The organism is Sphaerisporangium sp. NPDC004334 (assembly GCF_053602655.1).
On the sequence record NZ_JBSGDZ010000014.1, the window covers coordinates 13,464 to 28,210 of the forward strand.

Annotated in this window: 17 protein-coding genes; 7 read left to right on the forward strand and 10 right to left on the reverse strand. The window is 73.7% G+C overall.

The features are described 5' to 3' along the window. Window positions 1–168 precede the first annotated feature (168 nt). Entirely contained in the window at window positions 169–2,535 is a 2,367-nt protein-coding gene (locus ACWEN6_RS19265; protein WP_452571464.1) for a beta-xylosidase/alpha-l-arabinosidase, read from the forward strand. A 156-nt stretch (window positions 2,536–2,691) separates the two neighbouring features. Further along, window positions 2,692–3,552, forward strand: a complete 861-nt coding sequence (locus ACWEN6_RS19270; protein ID WP_452571466.1) for a hypothetical protein — start codon at window positions 2,692–2,694, stop codon at window positions 3,550–3,552. Between the two features lie 119 nt (window positions 3,553–3,671). Here the strand turns inward: ACWEN6_RS19270 and ACWEN6_RS19275 are convergent, their stop codons facing one another. Then, window positions 3,672–4,094 (reverse strand): DoxX family protein, encoded by a 423-nt coding sequence (locus ACWEN6_RS19275; protein WP_452571468.1) that lies wholly within the window; start codon window positions 4,092–4,094, stop codon window positions 3,672–3,674. A 225-nt stretch (window positions 4,095–4,319) separates the two neighbouring features. Between ACWEN6_RS19275 and ACWEN6_RS19280 the strand changes: the two genes are divergently transcribed. The 3 genes from ACWEN6_RS19280 (at window position 4,320) to ACWEN6_RS19290 (ending at window position 6,177) form a co-directional block, all read left to right on the forward strand. Continuing rightward, window positions 4,320–4,688, forward strand: coding sequence for a ClpX C4-type zinc finger protein (locus ACWEN6_RS19280; protein WP_452571470.1), 369 nt, complete (start codon window positions 4,320–4,322; stop codon window positions 4,686–4,688). A 64-nt stretch (window positions 4,689–4,752) separates the two neighbouring features. Next, complete coding sequence (locus ACWEN6_RS19285; RefSeq protein ID WP_452571472.1) at window positions 4,753–5,379, forward strand: class I SAM-dependent methyltransferase; 627 nt, start codon at window positions 4,753–4,755, stop codon at window positions 5,377–5,379. 93 nt (window positions 5,380–5,472) lie between these two features. Beyond that, complete coding sequence (locus ACWEN6_RS19290; RefSeq protein WP_452571474.1) at window positions 5,473–6,177, forward strand: TetR/AcrR family transcriptional regulator; 705 nt, start codon at window positions 5,473–5,475, stop codon at window positions 6,175–6,177. 168 nt (window positions 6,178–6,345) lie between these two features. Here the strand turns inward: ACWEN6_RS19290 and ACWEN6_RS19295 are convergent, their stop codons facing one another. Next, window positions 6,346–7,344, reverse strand: coding sequence for an Acg family FMN-binding oxidoreductase (locus tag ACWEN6_RS19295; protein WP_452571476.1), 999 nt, complete (start codon window positions 7,342–7,344; stop codon window positions 6,346–6,348). 385 nt (window positions 7,345–7,729) lie between these two features. Between ACWEN6_RS19295 and ACWEN6_RS19300 the strand changes: the two genes are divergently transcribed. Beyond that, window positions 7,730–8,620 (forward strand): universal stress protein, encoded by an 891-nt coding sequence (locus ACWEN6_RS19300; RefSeq protein WP_452571478.1) that lies wholly within the window; start codon window positions 7,730–7,732, stop codon window positions 8,618–8,620. 176 nt (window positions 8,621–8,796) lie between these two features. Here the strand turns inward: ACWEN6_RS19300 and ACWEN6_RS19305 are convergent, their stop codons facing one another. The 8 genes from ACWEN6_RS19305 to ACWEN6_RS19340 form a co-directional block, all read right to left on the reverse strand. Continuing rightward, window positions 8,797–9,213: a CBS domain-containing protein gene (locus tag ACWEN6_RS19305; RefSeq protein WP_354851463.1), complete on the reverse strand. Its 417-nt coding sequence runs from the start codon at window positions 9,211–9,213 to the stop codon at window positions 8,797–8,799. A gap of 65 nt (window positions 9,214–9,278) precedes the next feature. Further along, complete coding sequence (locus ACWEN6_RS19310; protein ID WP_452571480.1) at window positions 9,279–10,103, reverse strand: hypothetical protein; 825 nt, start codon at window positions 10,101–10,103, stop codon at window positions 9,279–9,281. Then, window positions 10,100–10,747 carry a divalent metal cation transporter gene (locus tag ACWEN6_RS19315; protein ID WP_452571482.1) on the reverse strand — a complete coding sequence of 216 codons (648 nt, stop codon included), beginning with the start codon at window positions 10,745–10,747 and terminating at the stop codon, window positions 10,100–10,102. The genes ACWEN6_RS19310 and ACWEN6_RS19315 overlap by 4 nt, the downstream gene beginning before the upstream one ends. Further along, window positions 10,744–11,322 carry an NRAMP family divalent metal transporter gene (locus tag ACWEN6_RS19320; RefSeq protein WP_452571484.1) on the reverse strand — a complete coding sequence of 193 codons (579 nt, stop codon included), beginning with the start codon at window positions 11,320–11,322 and terminating at the stop codon, window positions 10,744–10,746. The genes ACWEN6_RS19315 and ACWEN6_RS19320 overlap by 4 nt, the downstream gene beginning before the upstream one ends. Then, window positions 11,319–11,804, reverse strand: coding sequence for a hypothetical protein (locus ACWEN6_RS19325; RefSeq protein ID WP_452571486.1), 486 nt, complete (start codon window positions 11,802–11,804; stop codon window positions 11,319–11,321). The genes ACWEN6_RS19320 and ACWEN6_RS19325 overlap by 4 nt, the downstream gene beginning before the upstream one ends. Window positions 11,805–11,965: 161 nt before the next feature. Further along, on the reverse strand, window positions 11,966–12,295 hold the full coding sequence (locus ACWEN6_RS19330; protein WP_452571488.1) for a DUF3140 domain-containing protein: 330 nt from the start codon (window positions 12,293–12,295) through the stop codon (window positions 11,966–11,968). 1 nt (window position 12,296) lies between these two features. Further along, window positions 12,297–12,497, reverse strand: a complete 201-nt coding sequence (locus ACWEN6_RS19335) for a DUF2945 domain-containing protein (RefSeq protein ID WP_452571490.1) — start codon at window positions 12,495–12,497, stop codon at window positions 12,297–12,299. 112 nt (window positions 12,498–12,609) lie between these two features. Then, entirely contained in the window at window positions 12,610–13,818 is a 1,209-nt protein-coding gene (locus ACWEN6_RS19340; RefSeq protein ID WP_452571492.1) for a hypothetical protein, read from the reverse strand. A 156-nt stretch (window positions 13,819–13,974) separates the two neighbouring features. On the opposite strand from ACWEN6_RS19340, the gene ACWEN6_RS19345 reads away from it, so the two are divergent. Beyond that, window positions 13,975–14,484: a hypothetical protein gene (locus ACWEN6_RS19345; RefSeq protein WP_354851484.1), complete on the forward strand. Its 510-nt coding sequence runs from the start codon at window positions 13,975–13,977 to the stop codon at window positions 14,482–14,484. Window positions 14,485–14,747 lie beyond the last annotated feature (263 nt).

Below are 14,747 nucleotides of genomic sequence, written 5' to 3' on the forward strand. Positions count from 1 at the left end.
CGATGGCGCCCCCCGAGGCGACTTTCCTCCCGTTCGCCCTCCGTCTGATCAAGACGGACCGCCGGCCACGGTGACGCTCTGCATGGTCCCCATCCTTCTCGTGTATCTGTTCGCCCGTCGCGCCCTGGCAAAGGGGCTGAGGGGCGTCGGAGGAAAGTGACCCCAATCGTGTCCGTTGAAACAGACCCCGCCACCCCCCTCTGGCAGGACCCCGCTCAGGACGCCGAGACCCGTGTCGAGGCCCTGATCGCGGAGATGACCGTCGAGGAGAAGGTCGCGCAGCTCTTCGGTGTCTGGGTCGGCGCGTCCCGCGAGGGCGGGGAGGTCGCGCCGCACCAGCACGAGATGGACGACGCCATCGACCTGGACGTCCTGCTGCCCAACGGCCTCGGACAGCTGACACGGCCCTTCGGCACGGCACCGGTAGACCCGGCCGTCGGCGCGCTGTCGCTGCTCAGGACCCAGCAGCGCATCACCGGCGCCAACCGGTTCGCCATCCCCGCCCTGGCCCACGAGGAGTGCCTGGCCGGCTTCGCCACCTGGGGCGCCACCGCGTACCCCGTGCCGCTGTCGTGGGGCGCCACGTTCGACCCCGCGCTGGTCCGGCAGATGGCGGGCGCCATCGGCGGCGACATGCGGTCCGTCGGCGTCCACCAGGGCCTGGCCCCCGTGCTGGACGTGGTGCGCGACGCCCGCTGGGGGCGCGTCGAGGAGACCATCGGGGAGGACCCCTACCTGGTCGGCACCATCGCCACCGCCTACATCAAGGGCCTTGAGTCGGCGGGCATCATCGCCACGCTCAAGCACTTCGCCGGATACTCCGCCTCGGTGGCCGGCCGCAACCTGGCCCCGGTGGCGATGGGCCCCCGCGAGCGCGCCGATGTGATCCTGGTGCCGTTCGAGATGGCCGTGCGCGAGAGCGGCGTCCGCTCGGTCATGCACGCCTACACCGACACCGACGGGATGCCCGCCGTCGCCGACGAGTGGCTGCTGACGACCCTGCTGCGCGACACCTGGGGGTTCGAGGGCACGGTCGTCGCCGACTACTTCGGCATCGCCTTCCTCAAGACGCTGCACGGCATGGCGGGCGACTGGGCCGAGGCCGCGGGCGCCGCCCTGGCCGCCGGCGTGGACGTGGAGCTTCCGACCGTCAAGACCTTCGGGCGGCCTCTGGTGGAGGCGATCGCCGCCGGGAAGGTCCCCGAGGCGCTGATCGACCGGGCGCTGCGCCGCGTGCTGGTGCAGAAGGCGCGGCTCGGCCTGCTCGACCCCGGCTGGAACCCGGTGCCGCCCGGGCTCGCGGGGGCCGACCTGAGCGACGCCGAGGCGCTGCGCGGGTCGATCGACCTGGACTCGCCGGCCAACCGGGACATCGCGCGGCGCATCGCCGAGCAGGCCATCGTCCTGCTGGGCAACGACGGGACGCTGCCGCTGCGGCGGCCGGAGAGGATCGCGGTCATCGGGCCCAACGCCGACGACCCGCTGGCCGTCCTCGGCTGCTACTCCTTCCCCCTGCACGTCCTGGTCCACCACCCCGACGTGCCCACCGGCATCGGGCTGCCCACGCTGCGCGAGGCGCTGGCCGCCGAGTTCCCCGGCGCCGAGATCGTCACCGCGCCCGGCGCCACCGTGGACGGGCCGGACACCGGCGGCTTCGCCGAGGCGGTCGAGCTGGCGCGCGGCGCCGACGTCGTGGTGGCGGCGCTCGGCGACCGGGCCGGCCTGTTCGGCCGGGGCACCAGCGGCGAGGGGTGCGACGCCGAGTCCGCGGCGCTGCCCGGCGTCCAGCAGCAACTGCTCGACGCCCTGATCGCCACGGGGAGGCCGGTCGTCACCACCCTGCTGGCCGGCCGGCCGTACGCGCTGGGCGGGGCCGTGGAGGGGGCCGCGGCGATCGTCCAGTCGTTCTTCCCGGGCCAGGAGGGCACCTCCGCGATCGCCGGGGTGCTCAGCGGGCGGATCAACCCGTCGGGCCGCCTGCCGGTGAGCATCCCGCGCCGGCCGGGCGTGCACCCGTCCACCTACCTGTCGGCGCGGCTCGCGCACGCCACCGAGGTGTCCAACATCGACCCGACGCCCGCGTTCGGCTTCGGCCACGGTCTGTCGTACACGGCGTTCGAGTGGTCGGACCTGTCCGGCGACGGCGCGCGCATCGGGACGGACGGCGAGGTGACCCTGGCGTTCACCGTGCGCAACGCCGGCGACCGCGAGGGCACCGAGGTGGTACAGCTCTACCTGCACGACCCCGTCGCCTCGGTGGTGCAGCCGGTCCAGCGCCTGATCGGGTACGCCCGGGTGCCGCTCGCGCCGGGGGAGGCGAGCCGCGTGCGGGTGAGCGTGCCCGCCGACCTGGCCTCCTTCACCGGCCGCCAGGGCCGGCGGATCGTCGAGCCCGGAGAGCTGGAACTGCGGCTGGCCGCCTCCAGCACCGACCCGCGCCTCGTCGCGGCGGTCACGCTTACCGGGCCGGTCCGCGAGGTGGACCACACGCGCCACCTGCATGCAACGTTCACGGTGGCCGAGCCGGGCGCCTGAGCGCCGGCGGCGTCGAGGGCCGCTCCGACCTGGTGTCCCGTGCGAGGCATCCGGGCGGGGCGGCCCTCACGCCTTCCCGGGAGGCCGCCGCCTCTATGGGAGCGCTCCCATTTCCCGTAGCTTACGTTCGGATCATCTGTCGCGAAGGAGCACGCCGTGCGGAAATGGTTATCCATGGCCTCCCTGGCCATGCTGCTTCCCCTGACGGCCACGCCGGTCGCCGAGGCCGCCGGACCCGGCCGCGATGCCGGTCAGAGCGCCGGTCAGAGCACCGTCCAGAGCGCCGTCCAGAGCGCCGGGCGGTGGGGACCCGGCACCTGCGCCGGCAAGACCCTGCTGTTCTGCGAGGACTTCCAGAACCTGCCCATCGGCGGCGCCGCCAGCCTCGCGTGGGGCGTCGACACCAAGCACGGCGCCCTGACCGTGGAGCGCGTTCCCGGCGGACGGGCCGGGCAGAAGGCGCTGCACGTGCGCACCGAGGGCAACGGGCGGGCCTTTCTGAAGGTGGACGACTTCGCCCCGCCGGGCAACGGCTTCTACGGCCGGGTGCGGCTGCGCGTGAAGGCGTTCCCCGTGGCGCCGGACTGGGCTCACTACACCCTCATCGAGGCGACCGGCGCCGGTCCCGAGGTCGTCCGCCCGCTCGGTGGCCAGTACGTCCCCGTGGTCGGCGGCGGCACCGCGCTCTGGGGAGTCGGCGCCGACGGCGGCCCCACCGGCGACTGGACGAACTGGCGCGAGACCGCCCCGTCCCGCGCGGGCGTGTGGCAGTGCGTGGAGTGGCGGATGGACGCCACCGACAACCGCATCTCGACCTGGTTCGACGGGGTGCCGCGGCCCGAGCTGAGCGCCTCCACCCACGAGCACGGGGGCAACGACGTGGACTTCGTCTTCCCCCGCTTCGACACCGTCAAGCTCGGCTGGCAGCTCTACCAGTCGAACCCGTCCCCGGGGTCGTACGAGGTGTGGCTCGACGACATCGCGCTGAGCACCCAGCGCCTGGGCTGCTCCGGCTGACCCCGGCCCGGTCACGCCGGACCACATCCGACGACCTTGGGTCGCGTCGGCCTGACCCACGCCCTCGACCGGCCGGCTCCGGCACGGCCGGTCGAGGGCGGGGCACCGCCGGTGGCGGGTCAGCGCGTGAGGGAGCGGACCAGGTCGCGGGTCTGCTCCCGGCGGTCCCAGGCGATCAGCGCGAACACCACGCCCATGCCGATCGGCATCAGCGCCCAGACGGGGTCGATGACCAGGATCTGGGTCAGGGCCGCGCCGATCATCAGGCCGACGAGCCCGGTCGCGGCCGCCCCGGCCAGGCGGGGGACCAGCAGCCCGACGCCGCCGGCCAGCTCGACGGCGCCGGTCACGTACCGGAACCACTGGCCCCAGCCGATCTGGGCGAAGGTCTCCACCGCGTCCTTCTGGCCGGCGAACTTCGGCAGCGCCGAGGCCACGATCAGGAACAGCCCGAAGAGGACCTGCAAGGCCCACAGGACCCTGCGCAGGACGCGGGGGCGGGCGGTGGCGGCGGTGCCGGGGGTGAGGGAGGTGGCGGCCATGATGGGAGTCCTTCCGTGTGCGGTGTGTCGCGGTGCGGTGTTCCGCTCTCACCCGGGCGTCGAGCGGGACCACCGCGCATCGACACGGGCCGCGAATTTCTTCTCTGATTTCTCGCCGCCCGCATTCTGATCTCCGCCGTCCGCTCCTTGTCAGGAATCGCCTGACGCGATACGTTCCTCGATGTCCGTCAGGAGATGCCTGACACGAGGGCGGGAGGACCGGCGATGGCCACGATCATCGACACGACGCCGACGGTGCGGTGCTCGTTCTGCGGCAAGGGGCGCGCCGAGGTCGCCCGGATCGTCGCGGGCGCGGGCGTGTTCATCTGCGACGAGTGCGTGCGCCTGTGCGTCCAGATCATCGAGACGCTCGACGAACCGGGGGAGCCGCACATCCCGGTGTGGGAGGCCATGACGGACCAGCAGATCCTCGAGCACCTGCCCCGCGTCGCCGCCGTCGGCAAACAGGCCGAGGAGAACCTTCGCGACTGGGTGCTGCGCCTGCGCGAACGCAAGGTCACCTGGGCGAGCATCGGAGCGGCGCTCGGCATGACCCGGCAGTCCGCCTGGGAGCGCTTCTCGGGCGAGGAGTGACCGCCGTGCGGCGCCGGAGGCCGGGCGGCCCCGCCGGGCATATGATCGCCCCCGGAGGTGGCGCATGAAGAACGCGGAGTGGGACCGCCGCTACGAGGCGAGCGAGTTGCTCTGGACCGCCGAGCCCAACCGTTTCGTGGTCGAGCACCTCTCCGGCCTGCGTCCCGGCCGCGGCCTGGACCTCGGCGCCGGCGAGGGCCGCAACGCCGTGTGGCTCGCCGAACGCGGATGGCGGATGACCGGCGTCGACTTCTCCACCGCGGGGCTGGCCAAGGCCCGGCGGATGGCCGGCGAGCGCGAGGTGGCCGTCGAGTGGGTGATGGCCGACCTGTGCGAGTACCGCCCCGAGCCCATGGCCTACGACCTGGTGCTCATCGCCTACCTGCACCTGCCGCCGGACGACCTGGCCCCCGTGCTCAGCAGGGCCGCGGGCGCGGTGGCGCCCGGCGGCCGCCTGCTGATCGTCGGGCACGACGTCACCAACCTCGAGGAGGGCGTGGGCGGCCCGCGCGACGCCGCCGTCCTCTACACGCCCGAGTCGGTCGTCGCGTCACTGGCGCCGCTGGCCGTCGTGCGGGCCGGCCGCGTCCGCCGTCCGGTGCCCACGGACGACGGCGTGCGGGACGCCATCGACACCCTGGTCATCGCCGGCCGCGACCTGCCGGACGGGGCCCGGGGCCCGGGGGCCTGAGGCGAGCACCGGCGCCCGCGGCACAATCCTCTATCGTTGGTTACGGCATATAACGAGCGCGAGCATGCCGACGGCGTCGAGAGGGTGATTCGCATGGCGGTCCGCGACGGCACACCGCGGCAGCGCTACCGCGACCAGGTGCGCGCCGAGATCAAACAGGCCGCTCTCGCCCAGATCGCGTCCGGCGGAGCGGCGGCGCTCAGCCTCAACGCGGTGGCCAAGCAGCTCGGCGTCACAGGCCCCGCGCTCTACAAGTACTTCCGCAACCGCGACGACCTGCTGACCGAGCTGATCAGCGACGGTTACGACTCGGCCGCGGCGGCGGTGCGGGCGGCGGCCGGCGCGGCGGCCGGGCGGTCCCCCCGCGAACGCCTGCACGCACTGGCCGCCGCCTACCGCGAGTGGGCCGTGACCGCGCCGCATTTGTACCACCTGCTCGCCGGGACGCCGTCCCCCGACTACGCCGCCCCGCCCGAGACGCTCGACCGGGCCAGGGCCGCGCTCGGCCCCTTCCTCGCCGTGGTCGCGCACGGGATCCGCCCGCCGGAGGCCGAGGGGCTCACGGCCCAGATGGAGCGGTGGGCCGCCGAGAACGCGCCCGTCGCCGCATGGGTGCGGGCCCACGCCCCCGAGGGCGACCCCGCCACCGCGCTGGCCGGGACCGTCGTCGTCTGGTCCCGCCTGCACGGCGTCGTGAGCCTGGAGGTCCAGGGCCAGTTCGACGGCATGGGTCACCGCCCCGCCACCCTCATGGAGGCCGAGATCGAGGCGTTCGCCACGGCCTGGAACCTCCCCTGACCCCCGTTTCCTCCACGGCCGCCTCCGGGTACGACGTGTTCGCACCCCACCGCGGCCGGCGATCCGGCGGCGGCGAGAAGACGGACCCGGCCCCTCTCCGACCGCCGGGCTCGGCGGGTGGTCCGACCGCCGGTCCGGCGACCAGGGGACGACACCTGGATGCCGGGTTCAGCGTTCCTCGACCATCTCGGCGGCCGGGCGGCGGACGCTGACGCCTTCCCGGGGAACGCGGCCCAGCCGCATGATCATCTGAGGGTGCTCTCCCGAGCACACCTGGTGGCGCAGGAACTCCCGCAACTCGGGCATCTCCAGCGCCTGGGTGTGGAAGGCGGCGTGCACCCCGTGGGCCGAGGCGTGCAGCAGGACACGCTGCAGCGCCTGGCCGGCGGCCAGCCAGTCCTCGGGGGTGTCGCCCGCCGTGGTGAGCACGGCGACCAGCCCCGTGGCGTTCGCCGCCGGATCGCCGGCCTCGCCGCCCCACCCGTGGCCGTGGGCGTAGTCACGCTGGGCGAACCGCTGCGGATGCGTGTGCGGCGGCGTGCTCGGGTACGCCGCCGCCACCACCCCGTCGCGCCGGGTGCTCCCGGGGGGCCGGCTCCATCGGATCAGCTCCAGGGTGAACAGGCGGTCCTGCGACTGCGCCTCCTGGGCCGCGTTCGTGATGGCGCCGAGCAGGCGGACGGCGGGCCCCGACCGGACCGGCGTGAGGCGCGCGCCCTCCATCCCCGCCTCGCGCACCAGCGCGTCCGCCAAAGCCTCGGGCACCGCCTCCTCGGTGAACCCGCCCCGGTGCGTGCGGCGCCGTTCGACCTGCTCGTACAACGCGCGGGCCGCCTCGTCGGGCGCCGGGCCCGGCCGCGGCCGCACCCTGGCCAGCAGGGAGGGACGGTCCGGGTCGGGCAGAAGCCGCACCTCGGGGGCGTAGCCGAGGGCGTGCAGCGCGATCCGCACGTCCAGCAGGGCGGCGCCGCAGCTGATCAGCATCTGGCGGCCCGCCGGGTCGGCGACCGGCAGAAGCCTGTCGCGGTCGGCCCGCAGGCTGATCTCCTCGCCCGTCACGGTGAAGGACCACGGCTGGGTGTTGTGCACCGACGGCGCGTGGACGGCCGCCTCCACCGCGGCCCTGACCGCCTCCGCCACGGTGCCGGCCGACGTGCGAGTGTCCATGGCTCTCCCTCCCTCCGGCACACCGGTGCTCCGGCGGCCGGGAACGGCGGCGTTCGCCCCACTGTCGTCCTCCCCCTGGCGGAGCCGGGTACCCGGGGCACTGGTCCCAGCCCTTGGGGCCGAAAGGCCCATGTGCCCGCCGCGTCCCGCGTTCCGCCGCGTCCCGGGCGCCGCCGCGTCCCGGGCGCCCGGCGGGCACTGGTGACCGGCGCGGCCGGGCCATCGCGCGGGTCACCGGCGTGGTGGACGTGGTGGGCGGGCTCGCCTGGGACGAGGATGACAGTGCCACGCGGATGTCCCGGCGGGCCGGGTCCCGGTGATCCGGCGAAAGACGGGGTAGCGGCGCGGACCGGCCGGGTCGTCCGGCACGACGAAGGAGAAGGACATGTTCGGGCTTGTCACCGTCGCGGTCGACGGTTCCCCCTCCGCCCTCGCGGCGGTCGACTGGGCGGCCGACGACGCCGCGCGCGCGGGAGACGCCCTGCGCATCGTGCACGTCCGCGAGCCGTGGGCCAACGAGTACCCCTTCCACCGCGTGGAGGGGTTCGACCAGTCGCTCACCGACTACTGCGAGGGCGTGCTGGCGAAGGCCGCCGAGCGGGCCGGAGAACGGGCGCCCGGCCTCGCCGTGACCACCGAGCTGGTCACCGGCGCCGTCGTGGAGCGGCTGCTGGACGAGTCGGGCCGGGCCGACGCCATCGTGCTCGGCAGCCGCGGCATGGGCGGCTTCACCGGGCTCATGGTCGGATCGGTGGGCGTCGCCCTCGCCGGCCACGCCGCCGGACCGGTCGTGGTCGTCCGCGACCTGCCGCGCGAGCGGTTCGGCGAGATCGCCGTGGGCGTCGACGGGTCGCCGCACTCCGAGGCCGCCCTGGAGTTCGCCTTCGAGCAGGCGCGGCGGCGCGAGGCGCGCGTCCACGCGGTGTACGCCTGGGCGGTTCCGGTGTTCTCGCCGCTCGCGGCCGGCTACACCGACGTCATGCGGGACGTCTTCGAGTCCGGGACGCAGCGCCTCAGGCAGTGGCTCGCGCCGTGGCGGGAGCGCTACCCCGAGGTGCCGGTGGCGGAGTCGGCCGTGTGCGGGCATCCGACCCCCGCCCTGGTGGAGGCCTCGGAGAAGGCCGACCTGCTCGTCGCCGGGTCGCGCGGGCTCGGCGGGTTCCGGGGGGCGGTGCTGGGCTCGGTCGGCCACGGCGCCCTGCACGGGTCCCACTGCCCCGTCGCGGTCGTCCGTCCCCGCGAAGAGGCCGCCGCACCGGGGAAAGATCCGGCTTGACCGGCCGAGCCCGTACCCCGGCTCGTCCCGAACTCACGCGGACCGCGGGGAAAAGTGCCGTCCGGAATGCCGTGACCTGTGGAGAGCTCCGGCCTAGTGCCTCCGGGCCGGAGCTCTCCGCACGTCCGGCACCCGCCGGGCGGGCCGGCGGCCGGTCATCCGGCCGGCCGCGCCGCTCAGTCGGCCGTCAGCGCGTCGACCAGGTCGCCCACCGGCGAGTCGGGCAGGGCGCGGGCGACATCGGCCAGCGCGACGATCCCGACCAGCTCGTGGCCGTCGATGACCGGCAGGCGGCGCACCTGGTGCGAGGCCATGGTCCTGAGGATCTCCTTGGCGTCGTCGTCGGCGCCGATGGTGACGGCCTCGCCCTGGGCCAGCTCGCCGGCCGTGCAGTCCTTGGGCGACCTGTCCTTGGCGAGCACCTTGACCACGATGTCGCGGTCGGTCAGCATGCCCTTCAGCCGGTTGTCGGCGCCACAGATGGGGAGCGAGCCGACGTCGAGGCGGGCCATCTTCTCCGCCGCGTCGAAGACCGTCTCGTCCGCGAGCACGCATTCGGCGTTGGGGGTCATGATCTCTCGTGCGGTCGGCATCCTGCTCTCCTTGCCTCTAGTACGGGATCGGTCTTCGGCTGCCCCCGCATCGGGCGCCGAAACCGTCACCCTGCGGTGTCCCGCTCGTAGAGCTCGGCGAGGGAGGCCAGCTCCGCCAGGCGCGCGGACAGCCGTATCGGGCCGGCGTCCGGGAGCGGCGAGGCCAGTTGCGGCCAAGCGACGTACCTGCTGCCCCGGTGGAGGCGGCGGATGATCGTGCGGACCAGCGCCGGCGCCTGGCCCCCCGGGCCCCGCTCGTACCCGAACAGCTGCCCGGTGTGCCGGGGGACCACGATGAGGCCGGAGACCTGGAAGGCGTTCTGCACGCCCTCCAGCAGGGGGCCGTCCTGGGTGAGCTGGACGTCGGCCACCTGCCCGACCGGCGCGCCGTCGGCGTCGAGGACCCGGCGGCCGAGGAGCGGCGCGAGGCGCGTGCGATCCCCGTCCTCGGGCTCGGCGGAGGGACGCGGGGCGGGCGGCTCCTCGTCGCCGCCGTCCCCCGCCTCGCCGCCGCCGTCGCTGCCGGGAATGGGCGCGATGAGGTGCTCCCGCACCCAGCGTTCGAGGGCCGCCTCCGGGGGATCCCCGCTCACCTGGACGGCGCCGCCGATCTCCGACACCAGCGCCATCGGGATGCGCTGCGGCGCCGGGCGCTCCTCCGGCCGGAACAGCTCCGTGGTGGCGACGATCAGCCGGCCGGCCACGCCGCCGATCCTCGGCCCGAGCGCGAGCGGCCCACTGAGGATCGCGGTCGCGTACGGGCGGCCGTCCTCACCGGCCGACAGCTCCACGTCGTCCACCTTGCACACCAGGCGGCCGTCGCCGGCGTGCACCACCTGGCGGTCCAGCAGGTGGAGCTGGGCGTGCAGGGTCCTCGCCTTCTGGCTCATTGTCCCGCCTTCGTCGCGAGCATCAGCGGGATCGCCGCCACGGCGACCACGACGAGCAGCACCATGTACACCGTGCCGAGCGCGTTGGAGAACCGGCCGTTGACCTGGTCGCCCATGTAGTCGGGATCGTTGCTGATCATCAGCACCGGCAGGTAGGTCAGCGGGAGCGCGGCGGCCGAGAAGACCAGCGAGTACTCGGTCACCTTGATCGGGTCCACGGTGGTGAGCACCAGGGCGGCCGCCACGATCGTCACCACCAGCACCACCACATGGAACCGCGACGCCTGCCGCGGCCGCACGTACTTGCCCCACTGCCAGCCGAAGTACTGGCTGAGCGTGTAGCCCGACGACAGGGCCGTCTCCAGCGTCGCGCCGAACGTGGCCGCGAAGATCCCGAAGATGACCAGCGCCAGACCGACCTGGCCGAGGCCGAGCCCGACGGGCAGCACCATCTGGCCCAGGGTGTCCACCTGCGCGTGCACCGGCAGGAACACCGTGGCCGCGCATCCGGCGATCGCCAGCGACAGGAAGCCGCCGAGGGGGAACCCGACGAAGACGTTGGCCCGGGAGGTGACCAGGTCCTTGCGCGTCCAGCGCTCCTCGACGCCGCCCGAGGAGAAGAAGAACACCTCGTAGGGCGTCATGGCCCGCCGAGCAGCGCGATCGCGTAGTACCAGTACGTCGGCACGCCCTCGTCGGATGGCGGGTGGGTCACCTGGTGGGCCAGCCGCCCCCAGTCGGGGCCGAGCAGCCACAGCGCCACCGCGAAGACGACCAGCGCCAGCCCGGCCAGGCCGAAGATCCGCTCCATCGTCTCGAACTTGACCCGCCACATCACCAGCCAGGCCACCAGCGCCACGCCGGGCACCCACAGCAGGTAGTTGACGCCGGTGGCCAGCTCCAGCGCCAGCGAGGCGCCGCCGATCTCCGCGGCCAGCGTCAGCACGTTGATGAAGAAGGAGGCGCCGAGGTTGACCAGGCCGGCGCGCGGGCCGAGCCGCTCGCGCACCAGGTCGAAGACCGGGCGCTGGGAGGCGGCCGCGATGCGTCCGGACATCTCGGCGAACAGGCAGATGCCGATGACGCCGACGATGACCACCCAGGCCAGCGACATGCCGAACCGGGCGCCGACCAGGGCGTTGGCCACCAGGTCCCCGATGTCGACGAACCCGCCGAAGGCGGTCAGGATGCCCAGGGTCACGGCGAACAGCTTCTTCACCGGTGGGCCTCCTCGATCTCCCGCAGCCGCCCGGCGAGTTCCCCGAGCCTGCGGTCGGCCCCGCGCGGGTCGCGCAACCCGTCCCGCCTGACCTCGATGAGCAGGCTCTGGACCTCCTCCTCGGCCTCCGAGGTGAGGTCGGTGACCTGCGTGCGCAGCCGGTCGGCGGCGTCGGAGGGCGGCTGCACCCCGCCGAACTGGTCGTTCACGCTGCCGAGGTCCCCGGACGCCTCGGTGAGCACCGTCTTGAGGTACGGGGTGGTGAGCCGGTCGTGGTCCCTGACCGCGAGCCGCACCAGCTCCACGCTGGACGCGGCGGCCTGGGCGGTGGCGCCCGCCTTGAGCCCGTAGTCGTGGTCGTCCCAGGCCGGGCTGACGCACGCGGTGGCGAGGACCGCGAGCAGCGCCGCCTGCGGGAGGGCGCGCGCGAGCCGGCGCCTTCCCGGCCGCGGCGCGGGACCCGGCGGCGCGGGGGGCCTCATGACCTGCCCCGCAGCAGGAAGTACCCGAGCAACGCCAGGAGCGCGAGCAGCTGGCTCCACGCCAGCAGCAACACCAGTCCCTCGTCGACCACGGGTTCCCCTCTGCCCGCCGCGAACGGCCCTAGTCCTGGAAGGGCGCGGAAACGGCGGTCAGCACGGGGTCACTTGAGCGGGTCGTGGCCCCAGTTCATGAGCGAATGGCGCCAGCGGGAGTCCCGGACGTCGTGGGAGGGGCGCTGCGCGAGGTGGCGGTGGACGTAGCCGGTGACCTTCCGCATGTGGGCGTAGTCGTCCTCCGAGAGGTCCCCGGCCTTCTTGCGGAGGATCTCCGCGATGCGGCGGCCGGAGGCGTGCCCGGTGGACTCCTCGCCGCCCGATTTGTCCCCGGCGGCCTGGGACTGCGGGGTGTCCAGCCACCGCTCGATCTCCTTGGGCGTCATGTTGACCGCCTCGCCGAACTCCGCGGCGATGCGGTGCTCGTCCTTCGCCATCTCAGCGCTTCTTCCGCAGGGCCGACGCCTTGTGGACGGCGCTCCTGCCGCTCTTGTCGCTGCGCACCAGGTACTGCGGCTCCTCCTCCGAGGCGTCCACGACACGGCCGGCTCGCTCGGTGCGTTCGGTGATCTTCTCTTCGACCGTCCCTGAGGCGGTGGATCCGTGGCTCTTCCAGGTGACCGCGTCACCGACGGCCACATCACAGGGGTCACGGGGTTGCGTCGTTCTGACCATAGGGAAGATGTGCCCGCCATCGAATGGGACATTCGACTCAATAATCCCCGAATGGCGGGCATGCCTCCCGGAGAGATCAGGAGCGCAGGGTCCACCGCGGGCCCTGCGGGGTGTCCTCGACCAGGACGCCCCCCTCGGCGAGCGCGTCCCGCACCGCGTCGGCCGTGTCGTAAGCCCCCTCCTTGCGCAGCCGTCCCCGCAGGGCGACCAGCGGCTCGACCAACGGCGCGAGCCGGTCGTGCGGGGAGCTCAGGTCGGCCAGGCCGCCGAGCCGCGCGACCAGGTGGCGCAGCACCGCGCGGGCCTGGTCCACTCCGCCCTCGTCCTCCTCGGTGTCGGCGGCCCACCGGGTGATCTCGCCCTCCAGCTCCAGGACGGCCTCGCTCAGCGCGCCGGCGTCGCCGGACGCGGCGGCGGCGTCGAACCGCGACTCGCACCGCTGCACCGACTCGGCCAGCGTGGCGCTGGAGGACTCCTCCTCGGGCGCCTGGGCGACCGGCGCGGCGGGGACGAACCCCGAGACGCCCTTGGCCAGTTCGCGCAGCTCCGCCAGGGCCAGGGTGCTGCCGGTGGGGAACTCGGTCTGCGCGCCCGGGCGGCGGACGGTCAGCGCGCCGCGTCCGCGCACCGTGACGGTCTCGGCCCGCAGGTCGATCTCGACGGCCGTGTGCTCGTCGATGCCGAGCACCGCGACCTCGTCGGGTAACTCGCGCTCCATCTGCGACAGCCGCCGCTCGCCCAGATAGCAGAAGCGCGTGTCGTGCGTGCCGCCCTCGGTGTTGTCGTAGTGCGGGATCACCACGACCGGCAGCCCCAGCGACGACAGGATGTCGACCCCGTCACGCCAGTGCGGCTCGGCGCCCACCTTGTAGATCTCATAGACCGGCACGGCCGCCACCCCCACCGTGCACGCCGCCGCGGAGGCCAGCACCGTGGCGCCGCTGCGGGAGCCCACCCGGGCCTTCAAAGCGGCGCCGACCTCCGTCCCCCGCCAATGATCGAGCGCGTAGGTCGGGCTGCCCGGCCCGGAGAAGACCCAGTCGGCCTCGATCAGGGCGCCCGAGCCCGAGGCGACCTCCACCTTCACCCCGACGCTGTCGGCGAAGTAACGCCGGGCGCGGGCGGAGATGTCGGCCGCGTTCTCCTGGAACGCGTAGGGCGTGTCCAGCAACAGGGCCCGGGGTCCCCGGCCGAATCTGCCGACCACGGAACGGTGGACCTCCACCATGGTCGGGGCCGTCTCCCCCGATCCCATGAGCACCAGCACTCCCGGTCTCTCCGGCATCGCACTCGCCTCCTCATGCACGAGTCCAAGCCAGCACACATGCGGCACTTACGGCAATAGCAAAGATGCGATGCGTGGTGACCGCTCCTGCATACTCGTTGCAATAGCCCTGATGGGGGGCGCCCACGGGTGGGCCGATGACGGGATTGGAAACGCATGCTGACACAAGAGATCGGCACTTCTACGGCGACGGTGATGGTCGAGACCCTCGCATTGCGGGCGGATTCCTCCGGCGGCTGGTCCTACCGCCGGCTGGTCACCACGCCTCTGCCCGGTGAGAACCCCGACCAAGCCGCCCGCCGTGCCGCCGGGGTGAGCGCCGAACAGGTGAGCGTGACCGTGCACTCGACGAGCTGGCGGTACGAGCCGAGCGGCGAGGTCGTGCTGACGTACGCGGTGTGCCCGGACCCGTGGACGCACCTGCCCGCCGTGCGGTTGCCCTACATGCGCGTGGCGAGAGGAGGCGCGCCGGCCACTCCCACTCCTGACGACATGACCGTGGCGAACGTCGTCGCGCACGGCATCCGGCACCTGGCGTACCTGAAGGTGACCGACCCGGTGGTGCGCGCCACTCTGGAGGTGGTGCCCGAGATCGCCGCGGCGCTCGACCGGTTGTGCCCGATCTCCAGCCTGGGGGTGACCGTGCCGCAGAGCATCTTCCTCTGACCGGCCGAGCCCCTTACCCTCCTCCTTCCCCCGGCCGGAGACCGGCTCGTCGTGCGCTCGTCTCCGACCGGCGGAACGGTCGCGCGCGCCCCTGACGAGCTGAAAGTTTCAGCTCCTCCTCCCACCCCCCACCGCCGGGGCGCGAGCCCGGCGCGGCGCCGTGCCGGCGTCTTGCGATGTCGCGGGACGGTCGCGCGCCCGCGCCGGGGCCGGCGCGGGCGCGCCGTGCCGTCCGGCGCACACCCCATGCTGTACATCCGAAC

Coding starts and splice junctions, on each gene's coding strand:
- ACWEN6_RS19325 (WP_452571486.1), bottom strand. CDS start 11,804: ATGAGGCCCCCCGCGCCGCCGGGTCCCGCGCCGCGGCCGGGAAGGCGC.
- ACWEN6_RS19280 (WP_452571470.1), top strand. CDS start 4,320: ATGGCCACGATCATCGACACGACGCCGACGGTGCGGTGCTCGTTCTGC.
- ACWEN6_RS19310 (WP_452571480.1), bottom strand. CDS start 10,103: ATGAGCCAGAAGGCGAGGACCCTGCACGCCCAGCTCCACCTGCTGGAC.
- ACWEN6_RS19305 (WP_354851463.1), bottom strand. CDS start 9,213: ATGCCGACCGCACGAGAGATCATGACCCCCAACGCCGAATGCGTGCTC.
- ACWEN6_RS19295 (WP_452571476.1), bottom strand. CDS start 7,344: ATGGACACTCGCACGTCGGCCGGCACCGTGGCGGAGGCGGTCAGGGCC.
- ACWEN6_RS19290 (WP_452571474.1), top strand. CDS start 5,473: ATGGCGGTCCGCGACGGCACACCGCGGCAGCGCTACCGCGACCAGGTG.
- ACWEN6_RS19330 (WP_452571488.1), bottom strand. CDS start 12,295: ATGGCGAAGGACGAGCACCGCATCGCCGCGGAGTTCGGCGAGGCGGTC.
- ACWEN6_RS19285 (WP_452571472.1), top strand. CDS start 4,753: ATGAAGAACGCGGAGTGGGACCGCCGCTACGAGGCGAGCGAGTTGCTC.
- ACWEN6_RS19275 (WP_452571468.1), bottom strand. CDS start 4,094: ATGGCCGCCACCTCCCTCACCCCCGGCACCGCCGCCACCGCCCGCCCC.
- ACWEN6_RS19315 (WP_452571482.1), bottom strand. CDS start 10,747: ATGACGCCCTACGAGGTGTTCTTCTTCTCCTCGGGCGGCGTCGAGGAG.
- ACWEN6_RS19300 (WP_452571478.1), top strand. CDS start 7,730: ATGTTCGGGCTTGTCACCGTCGCGGTCGACGGTTCCCCCTCCGCCCTC.
- ACWEN6_RS19345 (WP_354851484.1), top strand. CDS start 13,975: ATGCTGACACAAGAGATCGGCACTTCTACGGCGACGGTGATGGTCGAG.
- ACWEN6_RS19340 (WP_452571492.1), bottom strand. CDS start 13,818: ATGCCGGAGAGACCGGGAGTGCTGGTGCTCATGGGATCGGGGGAGACG.